The sequence below is a fragment of the Pseudomonas sp. Bout1 genome, assembly GCF_034314165.1.
Lineage (GTDB): Bacteria > Pseudomonadota > Gammaproteobacteria > Pseudomonadales > Pseudomonadaceae > Aquipseudomonas.
Map to the genome: position 1 here is coordinate 6457389 of NZ_JAVIWK010000001.1, position 20896 is coordinate 6478284.

Annotated in this window: 18 protein-coding genes; 7 read left to right on the top strand and 11 right to left on the bottom strand. The window is 61.3% G+C overall.

What is annotated here, in order from left to right; translation table 11 throughout:
• Positions 1-8: 8 nt before the first annotated feature.
• The 3 genes from RGV33_RS29970 to RGV33_RS29980 all read right to left on the bottom strand — a co-directional run bounded on the left by RGV33_RS29970 (position 9) and on the right by RGV33_RS29980 (position 3514).
• A complete protein-coding gene (locus RGV33_RS29970) occupies positions 9-1259 on the bottom strand; it encodes a sarcosine oxidase subunit beta (RefSeq protein ID WP_003209185.1) in 1251 nt (416 codons plus the stop codon).
• Between the two features lie 22 nt (positions 1260-1281).
• On the bottom strand, positions 1282-2535 hold the full coding sequence (gene glyA / locus RGV33_RS29975; protein ID WP_322148017.1) for a serine hydroxymethyltransferase: 1254 nt from the start codon (positions 2533-2535) through the stop codon (positions 1282-1284).
• A gap of 256 nt (positions 2536-2791) precedes the next feature.
• The gene (locus RGV33_RS29980) at positions 2792-3514 is read right to left on the bottom strand and encodes a TraX family protein (RefSeq protein ID WP_322148018.1); all 723 of its coding nucleotides are present in this window, start codon (positions 3512-3514) and stop codon (positions 2792-2794) included.
• 90 nt (positions 3515-3604) lie between these two features.
• On the opposite strand from RGV33_RS29980, the gene RGV33_RS29985 reads away from it, so the two are divergent.
• Positions 3605-4645: a low specificity L-threonine aldolase gene (locus RGV33_RS29985; RefSeq protein ID WP_322148019.1), complete on the top strand. Its 1041-nt coding sequence runs from the start codon at positions 3605-3607 to the stop codon at positions 4643-4645.
• A 194-nt stretch (positions 4646-4839) separates the two neighbouring features.
• Positions 4840-5040 (top strand): hypothetical protein, encoded by a 201-nt coding sequence (locus RGV33_RS29990; protein ID WP_322148020.1) that lies wholly within the window; start codon positions 4840-4842, stop codon positions 5038-5040.
• 54 nt (positions 5041-5094) lie between these two features.
• Here the strand turns inward: RGV33_RS29990 and gbcB are convergent, their stop codons facing one another.
• Positions 5095-6195 (bottom strand): glycine-betaine demethylase subunit GbcB, encoded by a 1101-nt coding sequence (gene gbcB, locus RGV33_RS29995; RefSeq protein WP_322148021.1) that lies wholly within the window; start codon positions 6193-6195, stop codon positions 5095-5097.
• Between the two features lie 284 nt (positions 6196-6479).
• Between gbcB and gbcA the strand changes: the two genes are divergently transcribed.
• A complete protein-coding gene (gene gbcA / locus RGV33_RS30000) occupies positions 6480-7775 on the top strand; it encodes a glycine-betaine demethylase subunit GbcA (protein ID WP_322148022.1) in 1296 nt (431 codons plus the stop codon).
• A gap of 864 nt (positions 7776-8639) precedes the next feature.
• On the opposite strand, the gene RGV33_RS30005 is transcribed toward gbcA, so the two are convergent.
• The 6 genes from RGV33_RS30005 to RGV33_RS30030 all read right to left on the bottom strand — a co-directional run bounded on the left by RGV33_RS30005 (position 8640) and on the right by RGV33_RS30030 (position 16519).
• Positions 8640-9413, bottom strand: coding sequence for an electron transfer flavoprotein subunit beta (locus RGV33_RS30005; protein WP_322148023.1), 774 nt, complete (start codon positions 9411-9413; stop codon positions 8640-8642).
• A 10-nt stretch (positions 9414-9423) separates the two neighbouring features.
• Positions 9424-10644 carry an electron transfer flavoprotein subunit alpha/FixB family protein gene (locus RGV33_RS30010; RefSeq protein WP_322148024.1) on the bottom strand — a complete coding sequence of 407 codons (1221 nt, stop codon included), beginning with the start codon at positions 10642-10644 and terminating at the stop codon, positions 9424-9426.
• On the bottom strand, positions 10644-12584 hold the full coding sequence (gene dgcB, locus RGV33_RS30015) for a dimethylglycine demethylation protein DgcB (RefSeq protein WP_322148025.1): 1941 nt from the start codon (positions 12582-12584) through the stop codon (positions 10644-10646). The genes RGV33_RS30010 and dgcB overlap by 1 nt, the downstream gene beginning before the upstream one ends.
• A gap of 185 nt (positions 12585-12769) precedes the next feature.
• Positions 12770-14830, bottom strand: coding sequence for a dimethylglycine demethylation protein DgcA (gene dgcA / locus RGV33_RS30020; RefSeq protein WP_177087071.1), 2061 nt, complete (start codon positions 14828-14830; stop codon positions 12770-12772).
• 15 nt (positions 14831-14845) lie between these two features.
• Positions 14846-15376 (bottom strand): 4-vinyl reductase, encoded by a 531-nt coding sequence (locus RGV33_RS30025; RefSeq protein ID WP_322148026.1) that lies wholly within the window; start codon positions 15374-15376, stop codon positions 14846-14848.
• A gap of 165 nt (positions 15377-15541) precedes the next feature.
• Complete coding sequence (locus RGV33_RS30030; RefSeq protein ID WP_010207105.1) at positions 15542-16519, bottom strand: dipeptidase; 978 nt, start codon at positions 16517-16519, stop codon at positions 15542-15544.
• 219 nt (positions 16520-16738) lie between these two features.
• Here RGV33_RS30030 and RGV33_RS30035 point away from each other — a divergent pair, with 219 nt between their 5' ends.
• Positions 16739-17140 carry a lysozyme inhibitor LprI family protein gene (locus RGV33_RS30035; RefSeq protein WP_322148029.1) on the top strand — a complete coding sequence of 134 codons (402 nt, stop codon included), beginning with the start codon at positions 16739-16741 and terminating at the stop codon, positions 17138-17140.
• 40 nt (positions 17141-17180) lie between these two features.
• The gene (locus tag RGV33_RS30040; RefSeq protein WP_322148030.1) at positions 17181-17597 is read left to right on the top strand and encodes a DUF3010 family protein; all 417 of its coding nucleotides are present in this window, start codon (positions 17181-17183) and stop codon (positions 17595-17597) included.
• Between the two features lie 137 nt (positions 17598-17734).
• Here the strand turns inward: RGV33_RS30040 and RGV33_RS30045 are convergent, their stop codons facing one another.
• Positions 17735-18679, bottom strand: a complete 945-nt coding sequence (locus RGV33_RS30045; RefSeq protein WP_322148031.1) for a GlxA family transcriptional regulator — start codon at positions 18677-18679, stop codon at positions 17735-17737.
• A gap of 193 nt (positions 18680-18872) precedes the next feature.
• Between RGV33_RS30045 and RGV33_RS30050 the strand changes: the two genes are divergently transcribed.
• Positions 18873-19817: a choline ABC transporter substrate-binding protein gene (locus tag RGV33_RS30050; RefSeq protein WP_322148032.1), complete on the top strand. Its 945-nt coding sequence runs from the start codon at positions 18873-18875 to the stop codon at positions 19815-19817.
• Positions 19818-19905: 88 nt separating this feature from the next.
• Entirely contained in the window at positions 19906-20793 is an 888-nt protein-coding gene (locus tag RGV33_RS30055) for a 3-keto-5-aminohexanoate cleavage protein (RefSeq protein WP_322148033.1), read from the top strand.
• Positions 20794-20896 lie beyond the last annotated feature (103 nt).

Sequence of the window (20896 nt, forward strand, 5' to 3'; positions counted from 1 at the left end):
TTCTCCTGTTAGTGGGCGACGGCCGCAGCGCCGTGTTCGTCGATCAGCGCACCGTTGTGGAAACGGTCGATGGAGAAAGGTGCGGCCAGCGGGTGCATTTCACCCTTGGCGAGGCTGGCAGCAAATACGTTGCCTGAGCCGGGGGTGGCCTTGAAGCCACCGGTGCCCCAACCGCAGTTGAAGAACATGTTCGGTACCGGGGTCTTGGAGATGATCGGGCACGCATCCGGCGTGGTGTCGACGATGCCGCCCCACTGGCGGTTCATGCGTACGCGCGACAGCACCGGGAACATCTCGACGATGGCCTGGATGGTGTGTTCGATCACCGGGTACGAGCCGCGCTGGCCGTAGCCGTTGTAGCCGTCGATGCCGGCGCCGATCACCAGGTCGCCCTTGTCGGACTGGCTGATGTAGCCGTGCACGGCGTTGGACATGATCACGCTGTCGATGATCGGCTTGATCGGCTCCGACACCAGTGCTTGCAGCGGGTGGGATTCGATCGGCAGGCGAAAGCCTGCCAGCGACGCCATGTGCCCGGAGTTACCCGCCGTCACCACACCGACGCGCTTGGCGCCGATGAAACCCTTGTTGGTTTCCACGCCGATGCACACACCGTTTTCCTTGCGAAAACCGATCACTTCGGTCTGCTGGATCAGGTCCACGCCCAATGCGTCCGCCGCGCGGGCAAAGCCCCAGGCCACGGCGTCGTGACGGGCCACGCCGCCGCGACGTTGCACGGTGGCGCCCATTACCGGGTAGCGGGTATTTTTCGAGCAGTCGAGGTACGGAATCTCGTCGGCCACTTGCTTGGCATTGAGCAGCTCGCCGTCCACACCGTTAAGGCGGTTGGCGCTGACGCGACGCTCGGAATCACGGATGTCTTGCAGGGTGTGGCACAGGTTGTAGACGCCACGCTGGGAGAACATCACGTTGTAGTTCAAATCCTGGGACAACCCTTCCCACAGCTTCATCGCGTGTTCGTACAGGTGCGCCGACTCGTCCCACAGGTAGTTGGACCGCACGATGGTGGTGTTGCGCGCGGTGTTACCGCCGCCCAGCCAGCCTTTCTCGACCACGGCCACGTTGGTGATGCCGTGCTCTTTGGCCAAATAGTAAGCGGTCGCCAGACCATGCCCGCCGCCGCCGACGATGACCACGTCGTAGACCTTTTTAGGGGTCGGCGTGCGCCACATTTTCTGCCAGTTTTCGTGGTGGCTGAGTGAGTGCTTGAAGAGGCCGAAGCCTGAGTAGCGTTGCATAGTCATTACTCCAAAACCGCGCTCAGCGATAAACCGGGAAATCAGCGCACAGGGCGGCCACATGCTTGGCGACGTTGGCCTCCACATCGGCGTCGCCGAGGTTGTCGAGGATGTCGCAGATCCAGCCGGCCAGTTCCAGGCATTGGGTCACTTTAAAGCCACGTGTGGTCACCGCCGGGGTACCGATACGCAGGCCCGAGGTCACGAACGGCGACTGCGGGTCATTCGGCACGGCGTTCTTGTTGACGGTGATGTGGGCGCGACCGAGGGCGGCGTCCGCTTCTTTACCGGTGAGGCCCTGACGGATCAGGCTGACCAGGAACAAGTGGTTATCGGTGCCGCCGGACACTACATCGTAGCCGCGTTTGATAAACACGCCGGCCATGGCCTGGGCGTTGTCGATCACTTGCTGCTGGTAGACCTTGAAGCCGGGCTCCTGGGCTTCCTTGAAGCACACCGCCTTGCCGGCGATCACGTGCATCAGCGGGCCGCCCTGGGCTCCCGGGAACACCGCAGAGTTGAGTTTCTTTTCAATTTCTTCGTTGGACTTGGCCAGGATCAACCCGCCACGTGGACCGCGCAGGGTCTTGTGGGTGGTGGTGGTGACCACATCGGCGTAGGGCAGCGGGTTCGGGTACAGACCGGCGGCCACCAGGCCGGCGACGTGGGCCATGTCGACGAACAGCAGCGCACCGACCTTGTCGGCGATCTGGCGAAAGCGCGGGAAATCCAGGGTCTTGGAGTAGGCGGAGAAACCGGCCACGACCATCTTCGGCTGGTGTTCCACGGCCAGGCGCTCGACCTCGTCGTAGTCGATCAGCCCGGTGGCGGTGTCGATGCCGTATTGCACCGCGTTGTACAGCTTGCCCGAGGACGACACTTTGGCGCCGTGGGTCAGGTGGCCGCCGTGGGCCAGGCTCATGCCGAGGATCGTGTCGCCGGCGTTCAACAGCGCCAGGTACACCGCGCTGTTGGCGGACGAACCGGAGTGCGGCTGCACGTTGGCGTAATCGGCGCCGAACAACTGCTTGGCGCGTTCGATGGCCAACACTTCAACCTTGTCCACGTGCTCGCAGCCACCGTAGTAGCGCTTGCCCGGATAACCTTCGGCGTATTTGTTGGTGAGGCCGCTGCCCTGGGCTTCCATGACGCGCTTGCTGGTGTAGTTCTCTGACGCGATCAGCTCGATATGATCTTCCTGGCGCTGCTCCTCGGCATTCATGGCCGCCAGCAGTGCATCGTCATAACCCTGGATCTGGTCTTGCTTGCTGAACATCGCGTCTCTCCCAGCATTTCGTCTTGTTGAGGCCCGTGCACGCGGCAGTGCCCTTTGATGCGATGGTAGGGCTGGTGCAGATAGACCAAATGCCTACGGACGCCACGCAAAGGTGCGTTTACGACATGGCCGGAGCAACACAGAACAAATGTAGGAGCGGGCTTGTGTGGGAGCTGGCTTGCCTGCGATAGCATCCCCTCGGTACAACGGGTACACCGCGGCGTCTGCATCGCAGGCAAGCCAGCTCCCACAAGGGTTAAACGATGATCTTTCGAAGGAGTAGCAGCAGCAGGAAATGCAGCGGATAGAGGGCATACGCCCAGCGCCGCATGGCGGGCGGGGACAGGTGTTTGCCCTGTCGCAACAAGACCAAACCGGCCAATGGCGCGATCAGGCATGTCGCCAATCCCAGGTAGGCGATCAGCGTGCCGCTCTGCAGCAAAATCTGCCATTGATTGGCGGCCAGGCACACCACACCCGGCAGCACACTGAAATACCAAGGCCGGCGAAACACCAGCAGCATTGCCAGCGGCAGCAATACGCCGAATACACCGAACATCAACTGCGACGAAAACGCCGCAGCCAATCCCACCGCGATCAGCGCCAATCCTCGATCAACCGTAGCCTTCTGCTGCCATCCTCGCGCAACCAGCATGCCCAGTGCCAGCGTCGGCAACACGTTCAGGGTATCGGCGTCGTTGATGAACAGGCGGTACGGCACTTCACTGATCACACTGAACAGCAACAACCAACCCAGATACCGCCAACGAGCAGGCGCCTGTCCGGCGCGGTGCAAATTCGCCGCAATCGCGAGGCAAAACCACGGGAATGCCAGGCGCCCCGGCACGTAGAGCCCGTCCAGGCTCAAACCGACATAGCGCAGGTGGTCCAGCACCATACTCAGCAGCGCCAGCCACTTGAGCAAGTCCAGGGCGCCATCGCGGACGCGGCTTACAGGAACGCGTTCAGAACCGTGCATAATTCCCCAATGACTTTGCATTAACAGTGCGTGCGCCCGCCCGACAATCTTGGGTAAAGTGCGCACCAACATCGACCACAGGACTGGGCCATGACTGACAAGAGCCAACAATTCGCCAGCGACAACTATTCCGGCATCTGCCCGGAAGCCTGGGCCGCCATGGAACTCGCCAACCAGGGCCATCAACGCGCCTATGGCGATGATGAATGGACCCACCGCGCCGCCGACGGTTTCCGCAAACTGTTCGAAACCGACTGCGAGGTGTTCTTCGCCTTCAACGGCACCGCCGCCAACTCCCTGGCCCTGTCTTCACTGTGCCAGAGCTACCATAGCGTGATTTGCTCGGAAACCGCCCACGTCGAAACCGACGAATGCGGCGCGCCGGAGTTTTTCTCCAACGGCTCCAAGCTGCTCACCGCACGTACCGAAAACGGCAAGCTGACCCCGGAGTCGATCCGCGAGATCGCACTCAAGCGTCAGGACATTCACTACCCAAAACCCCGCGTAGTCACCCTGACCCAAGCCACGGAAGTGGGCAGTGTGTACACCCCGCAAGAAATCCGCGCCATCAGCGTCACCTGCAAGGAGCTGGGGCTGAACCTGCACATGGACGGCGCGCGCTTCTCCAACGCCTGCGCATTCCTGGGCTGCTCGCCGGCCGACCTGACCTGGAAAGCCGGCGTCGACGTGCTGTGCTTTGGTGGCACCAAGAACGGCATGGCGGTGGGTGAAGCGATCCTGTTTTTCAACCACAAACTGGCTGAAGACTTCGATTACCGCTGCAAGCAAGCCGGGCAACTGGCGTCGAAGATGCGTTTCCTGTCGGCCCCGTGGGTGGGTCTGCTGGAAAACGACGCGTGGCTCAAGCACGCCCGCCACGCCAACCACTGCGCGCAATTACTCAGCCGTTTGGTGGCGGATATTCCTGGGGTCGAGTTGATGTTCCCGGTGCAGGCCAACGGCGTGTTCCTGCAACTGTCGGAACCGGCGATTGCCGCGCTGACAGCCAAGGGCTGGCGGTTCTACACCTTCATCGGCAAAGGCGGCGCGCGGTTCATGTGTGCGTGGGATACCGAGGAAGAGCGCGTAAGGGAATTGGCTGCGGATATACGGGAAGTGATGAGCGCATAAAGTAGGAATTAGGCCATCGAATACTGGCGGAATGCCGAGACTGTTTTTTGATATTTCTGACAGCATCACGACCGATTTTCATGGACTAGCCTCTTGGAACCCGGAAGGAAAAGGCCGATACCGCTGCCACCTTTCGGGACTCACCGCCTGCCGAATGATCGGCCGGAAACGGAAATCCAGCAGAGGGCAACACCATGGAAAATCAAATCTATAGCACTAACCTGCAAGGCGAAGGCGCAATCAACACCACCGTCATCGACTGGAATGAGTTCAGGAAGGCTATCAACGTCGGCGACACCATCAAAGAGCCTGCGAGGACACTGCGGGTCACTGATAAAGTCTACGAACTGACAGCCTCAGGCCAGCACTTCGTCGTGCATATCTACACGCAATAACCGTTACCCCGTAAGGCCCGCGTCGAAGACTCATGACCTTCGACGCGGCACTGATCAAAACTCGATCCGCACATCCCCCTTCGGCACGCTGCAGCACGACAGGATGTAACCCTCGGCTTCGTCTTCCTCGGTGATCCCGCCGTTGTGGTCCATCTCGACCTCCCCGCCCAATTTCATCACCTTGCACGTCCCGCAAATCCCCATGCCGCAGGCCTTCGGAATCAACAAGCCCAGCTTGGCCGCCGCTGCGTGTACGGTCTCGCCCGGCGCCACCCGGATGCTTTTGCCGGAGGCGATGAATTCCACCTGGTGCAGGTCCGCCAGGTCGATCTCTGGTGCATCCGCCGCCTGCTCGGCTTGCTCCACCGCGTCGGCACGGGCTTCCGGCGGCGTCGCACCGAACGATTCCTCGTGATAACGGCTCATGTCGAAGCCGGCGACTTCCAGCAGGCGTTTCACCGCGCTCATATAGGGCGTTGGGCCGCAGCAAAAAACTTCGCGCTCCAGGAAATCCGGCACCATCAGTTCCAGCATCTTGTGGTTCAGGTACCCGCGATAGCCGGCCCAGGGCTCACCCAGCCCGTGCTTTTCGCAGATCAGGTGCAGGCTGAAGTTGTCGATGCGCGACGCCATGTGCTCCAGCTCGCGGTGGTAGATGATGTCTTTCGGTGAGCGGGCGCTGTGGATAAACGTCATGTCGACGTTGGCATTGGTGTCGTAATACCAGCGGGCCATGGACATGACCGGTGTAATCCCGACACCACCGCTCAAGTACAGGACTTTCGGGTGGCTGAAGTCGATCGCGTTGAACAGCCCCACCGGCCCGTGTACAGCCAACTCCTGGCCTTCGTGCAGCGTGTCGTGCAGCCAGTTGGACACCTTGCCGCCCGGAACGCGCTTGATGGTCACCGAGAAGCTGTAAGGCACCGAGGGCGAGCTGGAAATGGTGTACGAGCGCATGATCGGCTGGCCTTCGATTTCCAGCTCCAGGGTGACGAACTGCCCCGGCTTGAAAAAGAACAGGATCGGCTGGTCGGCCATGAAACAGAAGGTGCGCACGTCCCAGGTTTCCTGGATGACTTTGACGCAACGGACGATGTGCCGACCATTGGCCCAGGTCTGGGTTGTTACCGGGTTCAGGAAGCTGTTGGACATGCTGTTCTCCATAGCCGTGTGATCGGCCTTATGGTGGCGATTCTGCGTAACGCGCTCACCTGCCATTTACCTATCTGCGACATTCACATACTTATCGCGACCAGCCCCCATACCACGGGGGTTGCGCGTCGGGAACAGAGTGGGCCATGTCGCTCATGGATAAGGTTCCGGCCTGCGCCGGCCCCACACTCGCTTCACATAAAGACGCTTTCTTTACGCCTTGCATAGCACCAACCGTAGCCACTATTCGCCGGCCACACAGAATGGCCATGAGGACACACACGATGGACGTCACCGCAACCTTAAGCTTGGGCGATCCGCTGGAACCCGCACGCAAGGCCACCGCGCAAATGCTGCAAGAGCGCGAGCGTACGTTTTCGCTGCCGCAGCCGTTTTACTCTGATGAGCGGCTGTTCGATATCGACATGCAGGAAATTTTCCAGAAAGAGTGGTTGATCGCCGGCATGACGTGCGAGATCCCCACCAAGGGCAACTACATCACCCTGCAAGTGGGCAAGAACCCGATCATCGTGATCCGTGGCGCCGATGGCGTGGTGCACGCGTTCCATAACGTGTGCCGCCACCGCGGTTCGCGCTTGTGCACCAGCGACAAGGGCAAGGTCGCCAAGCTGGTGTGCCATTACCACCAGTGGACGTATGAACTCGACGGCCGCCTGCTGTTCGCCGGCACCGAGATGGGCGCCGACTTCGACATGAAGCAGTACGGCCTCAAGCCGGTGAACGTGAAGACCGCTGGCGGCTACATTTTTATCAGCCTTTCACAGAACCCGCCGGCCATTGACGACTTCCTGTCGACCCTGAGCCACTACATGGAACCGTACGACATGGAGAACACCAAGGTGGCGATCAGCACCACCTTGTTTGAAAAAGCCAACTGGAAGCTGGTGCTGGAAAACAACCGTGAGTGCTACCACTGCAACGCGTCGCACCCGGAACTGCTGAAAACCCTGCTGGAATGGGACGACGTCACCGACCCGCGCGCCGACCAGGCCTTCAAGGACCACGTGGCCGCTTCCGCCGCCGCGTGGGACGCCGAGAAGATTCCTTACGCCCACGCCAGCTTCGGCCTGCGCAACCGCATCGTGCGCATGCCGTTGCTCAAGGGCACCGTGTCGATGACCCTCGACGGCAAGCAAGGCTGCAACAAGCTGATGGGCCGCATCAAGAACCCCGACCTGGGCTCGATGCGCATCCTGCACCTGCCGCACTCGTGGAACCACTGCATGGGCGATCACATCATCGTGTTCACCGTATGGCCGATCAGCGCCCAGGAAACCATGGTCACCACCAAGTGGATCGTGCACAAGGACGCCGTGGAAGGTGTGGACTACGACGTCGAGCGCATGCGCAAAGTGTGGGACGCCACCAATGACCAGGACCGTCGCCTGGCCGAAGAGAACCAACGCGGCATCAACTCCACCGCGTATCAGCCAGGGCCGTACTCCCAAACCTATGAGTTTGGCGTAGTGAACTTTGTGGACTGGTACAGCGAGCGGATGCTAAGTAACTTGGGGGCGGCGCCGGCGCCGTACCTCAAAGGCGTCGCCGTACACGAGTAACCGGCTGACACGCCGCCGAGCAAAATGTGGGAGCCGGGCTTGCCCGCGATAGCGATTTAACATTCAACCCCTCTGTTGGCTGTTACTCCGTCATCGCGGGCAAGCCCGGCTCCCACACGGGTTTGTGACTGTACAAAATTCATCCAACACCCTGACAGACCGCTGCCCGCCTTACTTCCAGCCATTGCCCAACAACTTATCCACAGAGCCACCCACAGCAATTGTGGGCAACTGCGCTTTCGTTCTGAAATAAAACCAAGAAAATCCGTGACTTATTCAAAGAGACGGGTTTTATTGCACATTGATCGTTTTTTGATCTAACGCCTGAAGGCCACGTTCTATATGGCCTACAGAGGAACGCAAACACCTTATCCACAGAAGCGCCAACAGACTTTGGGGGCAACTTTGAGCTGTCTGTGGAAAACCGCCTGAAACTGAGCAAAATCGCGGCCTTGAGCGTGAAAACAAGCTGAAAAGCCGAGATTGATCACGTTTTAACCAATACGCTGAAGACCACGTTTTATATGGCCCACAGCGGATAGCGAACATCTTATCCACAGAAGCACCAACAGACTTTGGGGGCAAGTTTGCGCCGGGCAATTTCCTTATCCACAGAAAAACCCAAGGAAAAACCGCCAGTTAGGTTGGTTGTTTTTCGTACAGCGCGCTGCAGGGCTTGATTTGCATGGGCTGTGGACAGCCGCGAACAGGTTATCCACAGGTGGGTTAACAGGGATTGTGGGTAAACTCGCAAACGCCACAAAACCCTGTAGGAGCCGGGCTTGCCCGCGATGGCGGTGTATCAGCCAACAGGGATGTCGCTTGTGATGGCCTCATCGCGGGCAAGCCCGCTCCCACAGTGGATCAGCGCACTACACCTTCTTCTATGAGCAGCTTGAGAATGGCTTGGGCGCCGTCTTCCGGGCTCACACCCTTGAGCACCTGCCCACCGCCACCGCTGGCCTTGGCCGTTGCGGCCTTCATCCGATCCGCGCCGCTCTTGGCCTTGATCACCTTGAGGCGCTTGGGCCGTGGCTTGGCCGGCTGCAACACAGCGCCTGTGAATAACTCATCCTCCAGCACCTCAACGTCGTGGGCTTCCAGCACCCCGCGCTGGGCCGGGCCGTAGGCGCTTTGCCTTGGCTTGGGCGCCGCGTTATCCACCGTGGCCAGGAATGGCAGGCGCACCTTCAGGCGCCGTCGCTGCCCACGTGGCAGCGCTTGCAGCACATGGGCCACGCCGCCTTCGATGGACTCCACCTGGGCCAGGCCAACGATCAGCGGCCAGCCCAGTTGCTCGGCCAGCAGGAACGGCAACATCCCCGAGCCTTCGCCGGTTTCCGCCTGGCTGCCGGTGAGCACCACTTGGGCGCCAGCGTCCCGCAGGTAGTCACTGAGCACCGGCAAGGCATCCGCGCCCGCTGGCTGTTCAAGCACATGAAGCTGGGGCAAGCCCATGCCCAGGTAAGCGCGCAAGGTGGGTTCGGCAATGTCGCCGGCATGCAGCACTTGCAGGCTGTCCCCAGCGAGCTGCAGGCCCAGCTCAACTGCACGTGCGTCCTGCTCGGCGCGGCGTGGGCGGCCCGAAGTCGGGTGGGCGCCGATGGACACCAGGCTGATTACATTCGTCGTGGTCATGGCCATTTCCTTAAGCCGCATCGCGCTTGGCGCCGTGGCGGTAGGCCTCGACCGCAACGATCAAGGCTTGCAGAATCGCGGCACTTTCGCCGATCACCGACAGGTCGGCACGCTTGATCATGTCGCAGCCCGGGTCGAGGTTGATCGCCACCACCTTGTCGCAGGCACCAATGCCTTGCAGGTGCTGGATCGCCCCGGAAATCCCCACCGCCACATAAACCCGTGCGGTGACCCAGGTGCCGCTGGCGCCCACCTGACGGTCACGGGCCATGAAGCCGTCGTCCACCGCCACCCGCGAGGCGCCTTCTGTAGCGCCCAACGCAGCAGCGGTCTGGTGGAACAGTGCCCAGTCCTTGACGCCGTTGCCGCCCGAGAAAATAAACTCGGCCTCGGCCATGGGAATCGCCGCCGGGTCCACCGCCACCGCGCCCAAATCCTCAATGCGCGGCAAGCTGCGCGCCAGGCCTGTGGATAACTCCACCGGCAGCACTTCATGGCGGGTTTCGCTGACGGGCTCGGCGCATTCCACCGCCGCCAGAATCATCCGTGGCAATGGCCGGGCGAGGTCTTCCTGGCCGGCACCTGCGCGGCCAATACATTCCTGGCCCTTGATCTGCCAGACCCGCGTGGCCGGGCGCTCCTTGAGGCTCGCGGCAAAGCGCCGGCCCAATTCGCCGCCACCGCTGCGGCTGTCCGGCAGCAACCAATGGCGTGGGTTGAACTGGTTATCCACAGCCCGCAGACCGTGAACCCGTTGCTCCGGGGAATAACCGCCGAATTCGTGACCGTCCAGCACCAGCAACCGGTCCACACCGGCGGTGGCGAAGGCGTTTTCCTTGTGCTCGCCGAACACCACGGCGAGTACCGCACCGTCGTTGCCGGCCAATTGCCGGGCCAGGCCGAGCAAGTCGCGGTCGTGGCTGCTCAGGCGCCCGCCGACCATGTCCGGTACTACGTTGATGTAGAACGCGGGCGCCGGTACCTGATGCAGCGGCAATTGCACTTGCACCGCCGCCGAACGCTTGGCCGCACCGCCCTGCTGCGCGCCGCTGCGGTCAATTCGCTTGATGCCATTGGGGCCGATAAAACCGACACCGTGCACGTTCTTGCGGATAACACCGTTAGGCCCCATCCAGCTCTGTTGCACCGGCTGCATCGCCGCGTGCAGCGGGTGCAGGCGGTTACGGGCGATCCATTCGGCCCGCGGGTCGCGGCGAGTAATGTCGCTCATCAATGCACCTTCGCAGGTTCGCGTTTCACGGTTTTGGCCGGAGTGGCGTCTTCGAGCAAGGCGTCAGCCACCAGCTCGGCAATGTCTTTGATCAATGGGCGCGGTTCGACCACGCCTTCCAGCATCGCCGTGCACTGTGGGCAACCCACGGCCACCAGCTCGGCGCCGGTCTCGCGGATGTCTTCCATGCGCATGTCGGGGATCCGCTGCTTGCCGGGAATGTCGGTAATCGGCGCGCCGCCACCGCCGCCGCAGCAGCGTGAGCGAAAGCCCGAGCGTTGCATTTCCTTGACCTCGATGCCCAGCGCCCGCAGCACTTGGCGTGGTGCCTCGTACTCGCCGTTGTAGCGGCCCAGGTAGCACGGGTCGTGATAGGTCACGCTGTTGCCTTTGTGCTGGCCCAGGTTCAGGGCGCCGGCGTCGATCAGCTCGGCCATGTAGGTGCTGTGGTGCTGCACGAGGTAGTCGCCACCGAAGGCGCCGTATTCGTTTTTCAGCACGTGGAAACTGTGGGGGTCGCAGGTGACGATGCGCTTGAAGCGGTATTTGGCCAGGGTCTGGATATTGCGTGAAGCGAGCATCTGGAAAGTCGCTTCATCCCCCAGGCGCCGGGCCACGTCGCCGCTGTCGCGCTCTTCCAGGCCCAATACGGCGAAGTCGACCTTCGCCGCTTTCAGCACTTTGACGAACGAGCGCAGGGTGCGTTGGTTGCGCATGTCGAACGCGCCGTCGCCGACCCAGAACAGCACATCCACGGTTTTTTTGTCACTGAGCAACGGCAGGCTCAAGTCCGCTGCCCAGTTCATCCGCCCGCCCGGCGCAAAGCCGCCCGGGTTGTCGGTGGCGATCAGGTTTTCCAGGACTTCGGCACCCTTGTTCGGGGTTGCGCCTTTTTCCAGCGTGAGGTGGCGGCGCATGTCGACGATGGCGTCCACGTGCTCGATCATCATCGGGCACTCTTCCACACAGGCGCGACAGGTGGTGCAGGACCACAGGGTTTCAGGGTCTACCAGGCCGTTGACGATCGGCTGGTGCGGGTTGCCGCTGTGTTCGCCAATGGCTTTGCCAGGGTAAGGGCTGCCGGCGAACTTGGCGTCGGTGCCACCGGCCAGGCCGACCACCATGTCCTGGATCAGTTTTTTCGGGTTCAGCGGCTGGCCGGCGGCGAACGCCGGGCACGCTGCTTCGCACTTGCCGCATTGCACGCAGGCGTCGAAGCCGAGCAGTTGGTTCCAGGTGAAGTCCACCGGTTTTTCCACGCCCAAGGGTGCGGTTTTGTCAGCCAGGTCCAGGGGTTTGAGGCCGGTGGAACGGCCACCGCCGAAGCGCTCGGCGCGGCGGTGCCAGGCCAGGTGCAAGGCGCCGGCAAAGGCGTGTTTCATCGGGCCGCCCCAGGTCATGCCGAAGAACATTTCGGACACGCCCCACAACACGCCCAGGCCGAGCAAGGCGGCGAGCAGCCAGCCACCGAAGTCCGCCGGCAGAATCCCGGCCACCGGCAAGGTCACCAGGAAGAAGCTCACCGAAAACGCCATCAGGCTTTTCGGCAGGCGCATCCACGGGCCTTTTGACAGGCGCGCAGGTGGGTTGCGACGGCGCAGGTAGACGAACGTGGCGCCGACAAACATCAGCACCGAGGCCAGCAGCAAGGCGTAGCCGAGGATGCGGTTATGCAGGCCGAAACCGTGCACCAGAATCGCCAGCAGCGCCGAGAGCACAAAGCCCAGCGCGGTGGCGACGTGGGTGTTGGCGATGTATTTGTCACGGGCGACCACATGGTGCAGGTCGACCATGTAGCGCTTGGGCATGGCCAACAGGCCGCCAAGCAGGTCGACCTTGGAAGCACGGCCACGGCGCCACATGTTCACCCGGCGCAAGGCGCCGAGGACCGCAAGGCCCAGGGCGGCAAACAGCAGGATGGGAAGAAGGGTGTTCAGCATGGTGAAGCTCCCAAAGACCACACAGGTCTTACATGGGAACCGGATCAATGTGGGAGCTGGCTTGCCTGCGATGGCATCACCTCGGTGTAACTGACACACCGAGGTGCCTGCATCGCGGGCAAGCCCGGCTCCCACAGAAAGCCGGCTCCCACATTGATCGGTTTCCACATTGGTTCAGTGTCGGGTCAGAAATCCTTGCACAGGCGCAGGGCGTCGTAGATGGCGGCGTGGGTATTACGCTGGGCCACACAGTCACCAATGCGGAACAGCAAGTACCCTTCACCCGGTTCGCTCAGGCACGGCTGCGGCTTGATCGCGAACAGGGCTTCAATGTCCATCTGGCCCTTGTTGCGCGAACCTTCCTTGAGCCCGTAGTAGATCTCTTCGTCCGGGCGCACGCCGTTCTCGACCACCACCTGGTCCACCACCCGTTCCTCTTTGGCTCCGGTGTATTCGTTCTCCAGCACCGCCACCAGCTTGTCGCCTTCGCGGTAGACCTTTTCCAGCATCATGTCGCCGGTCATGATCACTTCCTTGGGGTACATGCTGCGGTAGTAAGTCGGGAACGACGTACCGCCGATGGCCACGCCAGGCTTGATGTCGTCGGTGACGATCTCGACCTGGCTGCCCTTGTCTGCCAGGAAGTCCGCCACCGACATGCCGGTGAATTCGCAGATGGTGTCGTACACCAGTACGTTTTTGCCCGGCGCTACTTTGCCGTCGAGCACGTCCCAACTGCTGACCACCAGGCCTTCTGCCGCGCCCCAGTGTTCGTTCTGTTCCAGGAACGGATGACCGCCCACCGCCAGCACCACCACGTCCGGGCGCAGGTCGAGGATGGTCGCCGCGTCTGCCGCCACGCCCAGGCGCAGGTCGACGTTCAGGCGTGCCAGTTCCAGCTGGAACCAGCGAGTGATACCGGCAATCTGGTCACGCTGCGGGGCTTTCGACGCGGTAGTGATTTGCCCGCCGATAAATTCTTTTTTCTCGAACAGCGTCACGTCGTGGCCACGTTCTGCGGCAACCCGCGCCGCTTCCATCCCGGCCGGGCCGGCACCCACCACCACAACTTTGCGCTTGGGCCCGGTGGACTTCTCGATGATGTGCGGCACGCCCATGTATTCGCGGGACGTGGCGGCGTTCTGGATGCACAGCACGTCCAGCCCTTGGTACTGGCGGTCGATGCAGTAGTTGGCGCCGACGCACTGTTTGATCTGGTCGATCTGGCCCATCTTGATCTTGGCGATCAGGTGCGGGTCGGCGATGTGGGCGCGGGTCATGCCGACCATGTCCACGTAGCCGCCCTCCAGGATGCGCGTGGCCTGGTTCGGGTCCTTGATGTTCTGCGCGTGCAGCACCGGGGCCTTGACCACTTCCTTGATACCGGCCGCCAAATGCAGGAACGGCTCCGGTGGATAACTCATGTTCGGAATAACGTTGGCCAGGGTGTTGTGAGTGTCGCACCCCGAGCCGACCACGCCGATGAAGTCGAGCATGCCGGTGTCATCGTAGTACTTGGCGATCTGTTTCATGTCCTCGTGGGACAGGCCGTCCGGGTGGAATTCATCGCCGCACAAACGGATGCCGACGCAGAAATCCGGGCCGACTTCCTTGCGTACCGCCTTCAACACCTCAAGGCCGAAACGCATGCGGTTTTCGAAGCTGCCGCCCCATTCGTCGGTACGTTTGTTAACCCGTGGGCTCCAGAACTGGTCGATCATGTGCTGGTGCACCGCCGACAGTTCCACACCGTCCAGGCCACCGGCCTTGGCGCGTGCCGCAGCGCTGGCGTAGTTGCCGATCACCCGCCAGATTTCTTCCGGCTCAATGGTCTTGCAGGTGGCACGGTGCACCGGCTCACGGATGCCCGAGGGCGACAGCAACGTAGGCCAATGCTCGCCATCCCAGCGCGAGCGACGGCCCATGTGGGTAATCTGGATCATGATCTTGGCACCATGCTTGTGCATGGCATCGGCCAGGTTCTGAAAGTGCGGGATGATCCGGTCATCCGCCAGGTTCACCGACTTCCACCAGCCTTGCGGGCTGTCGATAGCCACACTGGAAGAACCGCCGCAGATCGCCAGGCCGATCCCGCCCTTGGCTTTCTCTTCGTAATACTTCACATAGCGGTCGGTGGTCATGCCGCCGTCGGTGGCATACACCTCGGCGTGGGCGGTACTGAGCACGCGGTTGCGGATGGTCAGTTTGCCGATCTGGATCGGCGCAAACATTGCTTCGAAAGCCATGGCAGGGTCCTCGACTTACAACGGCTTGACGGTGAACAGGCCGTCGTCGTGGCCCTCTTCGGAGCCGCCGTAGACTTGCTCGGCCACCGTGCGCAGCTTGCTGCCGCGGGCTTCGAGGATCTGGTCCAGCGCGCCGGCAAACCAGCCGGTGAACATGTAGTCGACCTTGCGCCCGACCTTGCCGTACACGTAGACGAATGCCGAGTGTTCGAGCTTGACGCTGGCGGTGCCTTTGTCGAGGTCGATGTCCTGGATCTTGAACAGGCCCCAGCCACGCTGCGACAGGCGCTTCATATAGTGTTCGAACACCGCGACGCCTTCCAGCCCATGACATTCCGCTTCTTTTTCACACCAGTGCCAGGCGGATTTATAGCCGGCCTTGTAGAGGATTTCGGCGTAGGCCTCGCTGCCCAGGACTTCTTCGATACCCATGTGGTTGTTGACGAAGAAATGGCGCGGCACGTACAGCATCGGCAGGGCGTCGGAGGTCCAGACACCGGTTTCGCTGTCGACTTCGATAGGCAATTGCGGGGCGATCTTGGCCATGGAAACTTAACTCCGGAAAATTCGTTGTGTTGTTGGCCCGGTAGCAGCTGTCGAGCCCCAGCGAGGCTGCGTCGGGCGCGCCGCTGATCTGGAACCGAGTCGCGCCTGACGCAGCCTCGCTGGGGCTCGACAGCTGCTACGGGGCATCATTGTTTAGCGGTTGGCTTATTCGCCCCAGACGTCCTTCAGGACGTTGACCCAGTTCTCGCCCATGATCTTGCGCACCACGCGCTCAGGATGGCCGCGCTTGAGCAGGGTCTCGGTGAGGTTGGGGAACTCGCCCACGGTGCGGATGCCCAGCGGGTTGATGATCTTGCCGAAGCTGGTCAGGCGGCGGGCGTAGCCCTTGTCGTGGGTCAGCATTTCAAAGAAATCCTGGCCATGGCCCTGGGTAAAGTCGGTGCCGATGCCGATGGCGTCTTCGCCGACGATGTTCATGGTGTATTCGATAGCTTCGGCGTAGTCATCGATGGTGGAGTCGATGCCCTTGGCCAGGAACGGCGCGAACATGGTCACGCCGACAAAGCCGCCGTGGTCGGCGATGAACTTCAGTTCTTCATCGGACTTGTTGCGCGGGTGTTCTTTAAGGCCCGACGGCAGACAGTGGGAGTAGCACACCGGTTTTTTCGATTCCAGGATGACTTCTTCTGAGGTCTTGGAACCCACGTGGGACAGGTCGCACATGATGCCGACGCGGTTCATCTCGGCGACGATCTCGCGACCGAAGCCCGACAGGCCGCCATCACGTTCGTAGCAACCGGTGCCCACCAGGTTCTGGGTGTTGTAGCACATCTGCACCACGCCCACCCCGAGCTGCTTGAAGATCTCGACATAGCCAAGCTGGTCTTCAAACGCATGGGCGTTCTGGAAGCCGAAGATGATGCCGGTCTTGCCCTGTTCCTTGGCTTTGCGGATATCGGCGGTGGTTTTCACCGGGATCACCAGGTCGCTGTTCTCGCGGATCAGGGTCTGGCTGGCCACGATGTTGTTAATGGTGGCCTGGAACCCTTCCCATACCGACACGGTGCAGTTGGCAGCGGTGAGGCCACCCTTGCGCATGTCTTCGAACAGGTCGCGGTTCCACTTGGCAATGATCAGCCCGTCGATAACGATGCTGTCGGCGTGCAATTCGGCTGGGCTCATCAGGCGTCCCCTTATTGGCGATTCATGCGCCGAATCGTCTGCCGGCGCTTTGGGGCCAGCATATGCCCCGGGACGGAAGGAGCCGGGTGCAAAAACGACAAGGGAATTGCCGAAAGCGTCAATCCACGACAAAGGCCAACATGACATCTCTGACGGGCGTCTGTTATTTGTCTTACGCTTGAGCCAGAATTTGCTGATCAACTGATATGAGACGGCGCAATGAAATCGATTTTCCTGGCTTTGGCACTCATCGCAACCGGCGTGCACGCGGCTGAAGACACCGACAACACGCCTTGCGATGGCATCGAGAACGACAAGCAAACCCTGGAATGCGCCAGCTACAACAAAACCACCGCCGAGCAACTGCTCAAGGATAACTACCAGGGGCTGCTGGAACGCATGGGTTCGACCTATGGCAGCAACAAGACGCAGCTGGCAGACATTACCGCTCGTCTGAAGGATGCCCAGCAGAAGTGGGAAAAGCTGCGGGACGCCGATTGCGCCGTGGATACCTTCCCGGCAGTGGCGGGAAGCAAGGAATATGCGATCCAGCAAAACGACTGCCTGGCGCGAATGAGTGATGAACGGTCGGAGTTTTTAGAGTCGATTGGGCAGGAATAAGCCACAATCCACCCCTTTTCCCTCTGAAACAAGGCTATTCATGACTATCTGCGGCATCGAAATCAAAGGCAGTGAAGCCATTATTGCTGTCGCCTCGCTCGACGCTCAAGCATTGGGCCACGTCGCTCTGGCCACCAAGAAAATCTCCCTTGAAGACGATGATGAGGCGGCCAACGTCAAGGCCTTCGCCGCTCAGGTCAGCGCGTTCGTGCGTGAAAACTCCATCACTCACGTCGCCATCAAGAAGCGCAGCAAGAAAGGCGAATTCGCCGGTGGCCCGACTACGTTCAAGATTGAAGGTGTGTTTCAGTTGCTGGAGGGTGTTGAAGTGACGCTGCTGTCGCCGCAGACCATCAATGCGCAGAACAAGAAACACGACTTTGCGTTGCCTGCGACGCTGAACAAGTATCAGCATGAGGCTTACAAGGCCGCGTGTTCAGCCCTGCTGAAGAAATAAGCCACACCCCATATCTACTGTGGGAGCTGGCTTGCCTGCGATAGCGGTGTATCAGCCAGTACATCTGGCACTGAAACACCGCTATCGCAGGCAAGCCAGCTCCCACATTTAATCTTCGCTGTTCTCAAGAGCGGTGTTCATACCGCTTCCCGGCGCCGATCTTCCCTTGGGCACTTGGCGAACCTTGCCCGGTAACTGCGGGTGAAATACGACGGCGACTCAAACCCGCACGCGATACTCACCTCCAGCACGCTCAAATCACTCTGGCGCAGTAACTGCCGGGCTTTCTCCAGACGCAAGCCCAGGTAGAAATTGCTCGGTGTATCGTTCAGGTGCAGCCGAAACAAGCGCTCCAACTGCCGCCGCGTGACCCTGATCGCCTCCGCCAGCGCCAGCGTGCTCAACGGCGGTTCGGTGTGCTGTTCCATCTCGCCAATCACCTGCACCAACTTTTTGTTGTTGATGCCGTAGCGTGTGGCGATCTGCATGCGCTGGTGGTCTTTGCGCGGGCGGATGCGGCCGAGCACAAACTGTTCGGACACCTGAATCGCCAACTCCGGCCCGTGGGCCTGGCTGATCAGGTCGAGCATCAGGTCGATGGACGCGGTGCCGCCCGCCGAGGTGATGCGCCGGCGGTCGATCTCGAACAGCTCTTGAGTCACCGTCAGCTGTGGATAAGATTCCTTGAAGGCGTCGATGGCTTCCCAGTGCAAGGTCAGGCGGTGGCCGTCGAGCAGGCCTGCTTCGGCGAGCACGCAAGCGCCGGTATCGATGGCGCCCAGGGTCACGCCGTCATGGTCGAGGCGGCGCAGCCAGTGTTCGAGTGTGGGCGTTGCGAACTTCAGCGGTTCGAAGCCGGCTATCACCAATAAGGTCGCGCCCTTCTTCAATGGCTCCAGCGCCGCGTCGGCGTTGACCGACATGCCGTTGCTCGCCAGTACCGCGCCGCCGTCGGCACTCAACACGTGCCAGCGATACAACTCGCCACGAAAGCGATTGGCAACCCGCAGCGGTTCGATCGCCGAGATAAAGCCGATGGCGGAGAAGCCCGGCATCAGCAGAAAGTAGAAATCCTGGGACATGGAGCGCTCTCGTAGGACGGGCAGCGTGGTCACTGTGATACGCCAGTTCAATCGGTCATTCAAGGGGGCAGGTCGCTGCAGTGCAAGAGCGGGTCGCCGCCGTGCGTTTTATCGCCCTTCAAGCTGCGTAACGTGTCTGCACGGTGCACAAAGACGCCGGAACCCACAATAACAACCTGCCGAGGGAACCACCATGAACCGACTGATCAGCCGCTGCGTGCTCGCACTCAGCGCCAGCGCCATTTTGAGCACCAACGTGATGGCAGCCGATGCGGCTTCTTGCCAGAACGTGCGTATGGGCGTGGTGAACTGGACCGACGTAATCGCCACCAGCGCCATGACCCAAGTATTGCTCGACGGCCTCGGCTACAAGACCAAACAGACTAGCGCGTCCCAACAAATCATCTTCGCCGGGATCCGCGACCAGCGCCTGGACATGTTCCTGGGCTACTGGAACCCGCTGATGACCCAGACCATCACCCCGTTTGTCGACGCCAAGCAGGTCAAGGTGCTCGACAAGCCATCGCTGGAAGACGCCCGCGCGACATTGGCAGTGCCGACTTACCTGGCTGACAAAGGCCTGAAGACTTTCGCTGATATCGCCAAGTTTGAAAAAGAACTGGGCGGCAAGATCTACGGGATCGAGCCCGGCTCGGGCGCCAACACCCAGATCAAGGCGATGATCGCCAAGAACCAGTTTGGCCTCGGCAAGTTCCAACTGGTGGAATCCAGCGAGGCCGGCATGCTCGCCGCCGTGGACCGCGCGGTGCGCCGCAAGGAAGCCGTGGTGTTCTTCGGCTGGGCGCCGCACCCGATGAACGTCAACGTGGCGATGACTTACCTCACCGGCAGCGATGATGCGCTGGGCCCGAATGAAGGCATGGCCACCGTGTGGTCCGTCACCGCACCGACCTACGCCGAGCAATGCCCCAACGTGCACAAACTGCTCAACAACCTGACCTTCACCGCCGCTGATGAGAGCCGAATGATGCAGCCGCTGCTGGATCACAAGGACGCATTGGAGTCGGCCAAGCAATGGCTCAAGGACCACCCGCAAGACCAGCAGCGCTGGCTCGAAGGCGTGACCACCTTCGACGGCAAGCCCGCCGCCGCGAACCTGCAATTGACCAGCAAATAAGCTCTTTTTGAATCACCGTTTCGCAGCCACTCCCGGCTGCGAACGGTATGACTACGCCTGAAAATCACGCCTGTAAGGAACCTGTCTCATGAACCACGACGTCATCATCACCTGCGCACTTACCGGTGCTGGCGACACGACCGCCAGAAGCCCTCACGTGCCGGTCACTCCCAAACAAATCGCTGCTGCGGCGGTGGAAGCGGCCAAGGCCGGCGCCACCGTGGTGCATTGCCACGTGCGTGACCCCGAAACCGGCAAGTTCAGCCGCGACGTGGCGCTGTACCGCGAAGTGATGGAGCGCATTCGCGAGGCGGACATCGACATCATCGTCAACCTCACCGCCGGCATGGGCGGCGACCTGGAAATTGGTGGAGGCGAGAACCCGATGGAGTTCGGTCCCAACACCGACCTGGTCGGCCCGCTGACTCGCCTGGCCCACGTGGAAGCGCTGCTGCCGGAAATCTGCACCCTCGATTGCGGCACCCTGAACTTCGGCGATGGCGACACCATCTACGTCTCCACCCCGGCCCAGCTGCGCGCGGGCGCCAAGCGGATTCAGGAGTTGGGCGTCAAAGCCGAACTGGAAATTTTCGACACCGGCCACCTGTGGTTCGCCAAGCAGATGATCAAGGAAGGCTTGCTCGACAACCCGCTGTTCCAGCTGTGCCTGGGCATCCCGTGGGGCGCACCGGCCGACACCACCACCATGAAGGCGATGGTCGACAACCTGCCGGCAGACGCGGTGTGGGCCGGCTTCGGGATTGGTCGCATGCAAATGCCGATGGCCGCGCAAGCGGTGCTGCTGGGCGGCAACGTGCGGGTCGGCCTGGAAGACAATCTGTGGCTGGACAAGGGCGTGCTCGCCACCAACGGCCAACTGGTGGAACGCGCCAGCGAGATCCTCAGCCGCCTGGGTGCGCGGGTCATGACCCCGGCCGAAGGCCGCGTGAAAATGGGCCTGACCAAGCGCGGCTGACGGTTGCGAGCATCACCGAACCTTGTGGGAGCCGGGCTTGCCCGCGATTGCGGTACACCTGCACCGAATACAGCGGCTGACACACCGCTATCGCAGGCAAGCC

Excerpts from the sequence above, each read along its gene's own strand:
- RGV33_RS30030 (WP_010207105.1), bottom strand. The coding sequence starts at position 16,519 with ATGAGCCCAGCCGAATTGCACGCCGACAGCATCGTTATCGACGGGCTG.
- glyA (WP_322148017.1), bottom strand. The coding sequence starts at position 2,535 with ATGTTCAGCAAGCAAGACCAGATCCAGGGTTATGACGATGCACTGCTG.
- RGV33_RS29970 (WP_003209185.1), bottom strand. The coding sequence starts at position 1,259 with ATGCAACGCTACTCAGGCTTCGGCCTCTTCAAGCACTCACTCAGCCAC.
- RGV33_RS30055 (WP_322148033.1), top strand. The coding sequence starts at position 19,906 with ATGAACCACGACGTCATCATCACCTGCGCACTTACCGGTGCTGGCGAC.
- RGV33_RS30040 (WP_322148030.1), top strand. The coding sequence starts at position 17,181 with ATGACTATCTGCGGCATCGAAATCAAAGGCAGTGAAGCCATTATTGCT.
- RGV33_RS30025 (WP_322148026.1), bottom strand. The coding sequence starts at position 15,376 with ATGGCCAAGATCGCCCCGCAATTGCCTATCGAAGTCGACAGCGAAACC.
- dgcA (WP_177087071.1), bottom strand. The coding sequence starts at position 14,830 with ATGGCTTTCGAAGCAATGTTTGCGCCGATCCAGATCGGCAAACTGACC.
- RGV33_RS30050 (WP_322148032.1), top strand. The coding sequence starts at position 18,873 with ATGAACCGACTGATCAGCCGCTGCGTGCTCGCACTCAGCGCCAGCGCC.
- dgcB (WP_322148025.1), bottom strand. The coding sequence starts at position 12,584 with ATGCTGAACACCCTTCTTCCCATCCTGCTGTTTGCCGCCCTGGGCCTT.
- gbcA (WP_322148022.1), top strand. The coding sequence starts at position 6,480 with ATGGACGTCACCGCAACCTTAAGCTTGGGCGATCCGCTGGAACCCGCA.
- gbcB (WP_322148021.1), bottom strand. The coding sequence starts at position 6,195 with ATGTCCAACAGCTTCCTGAACCCGGTAACAACCCAGACCTGGGCCAAT.
- RGV33_RS30045 (WP_322148031.1), bottom strand. The coding sequence starts at position 18,679 with ATGTCCCAGGATTTCTACTTTCTGCTGATGCCGGGCTTCTCCGCCATC.
- RGV33_RS30010 (WP_322148024.1), bottom strand. The coding sequence starts at position 10,644 with ATGAGCGACATTACTCGCCGCGACCCGCGGGCCGAATGGATCGCCCGT.
- RGV33_RS29980 (WP_322148018.1), bottom strand. The coding sequence starts at position 3,514 with ATGCACGGTTCTGAACGCGTTCCTGTAAGCCGCGTCCGCGATGGCGCC.
- RGV33_RS30005 (WP_322148023.1), bottom strand. The coding sequence starts at position 9,413 with ATGACCACGACGAATGTAATCAGCCTGGTGTCCATCGGCGCCCACCCG.
- RGV33_RS30035 (WP_322148029.1), top strand. The coding sequence starts at position 16,739 with ATGAAATCGATTTTCCTGGCTTTGGCACTCATCGCAACCGGCGTGCAC.
- RGV33_RS29990 (WP_322148020.1), top strand. The coding sequence starts at position 4,840 with ATGGAAAATCAAATCTATAGCACTAACCTGCAAGGCGAAGGCGCAATC.
- RGV33_RS29985 (WP_322148019.1), top strand. The coding sequence starts at position 3,605 with ATGACTGACAAGAGCCAACAATTCGCCAGCGACAACTATTCCGGCATC.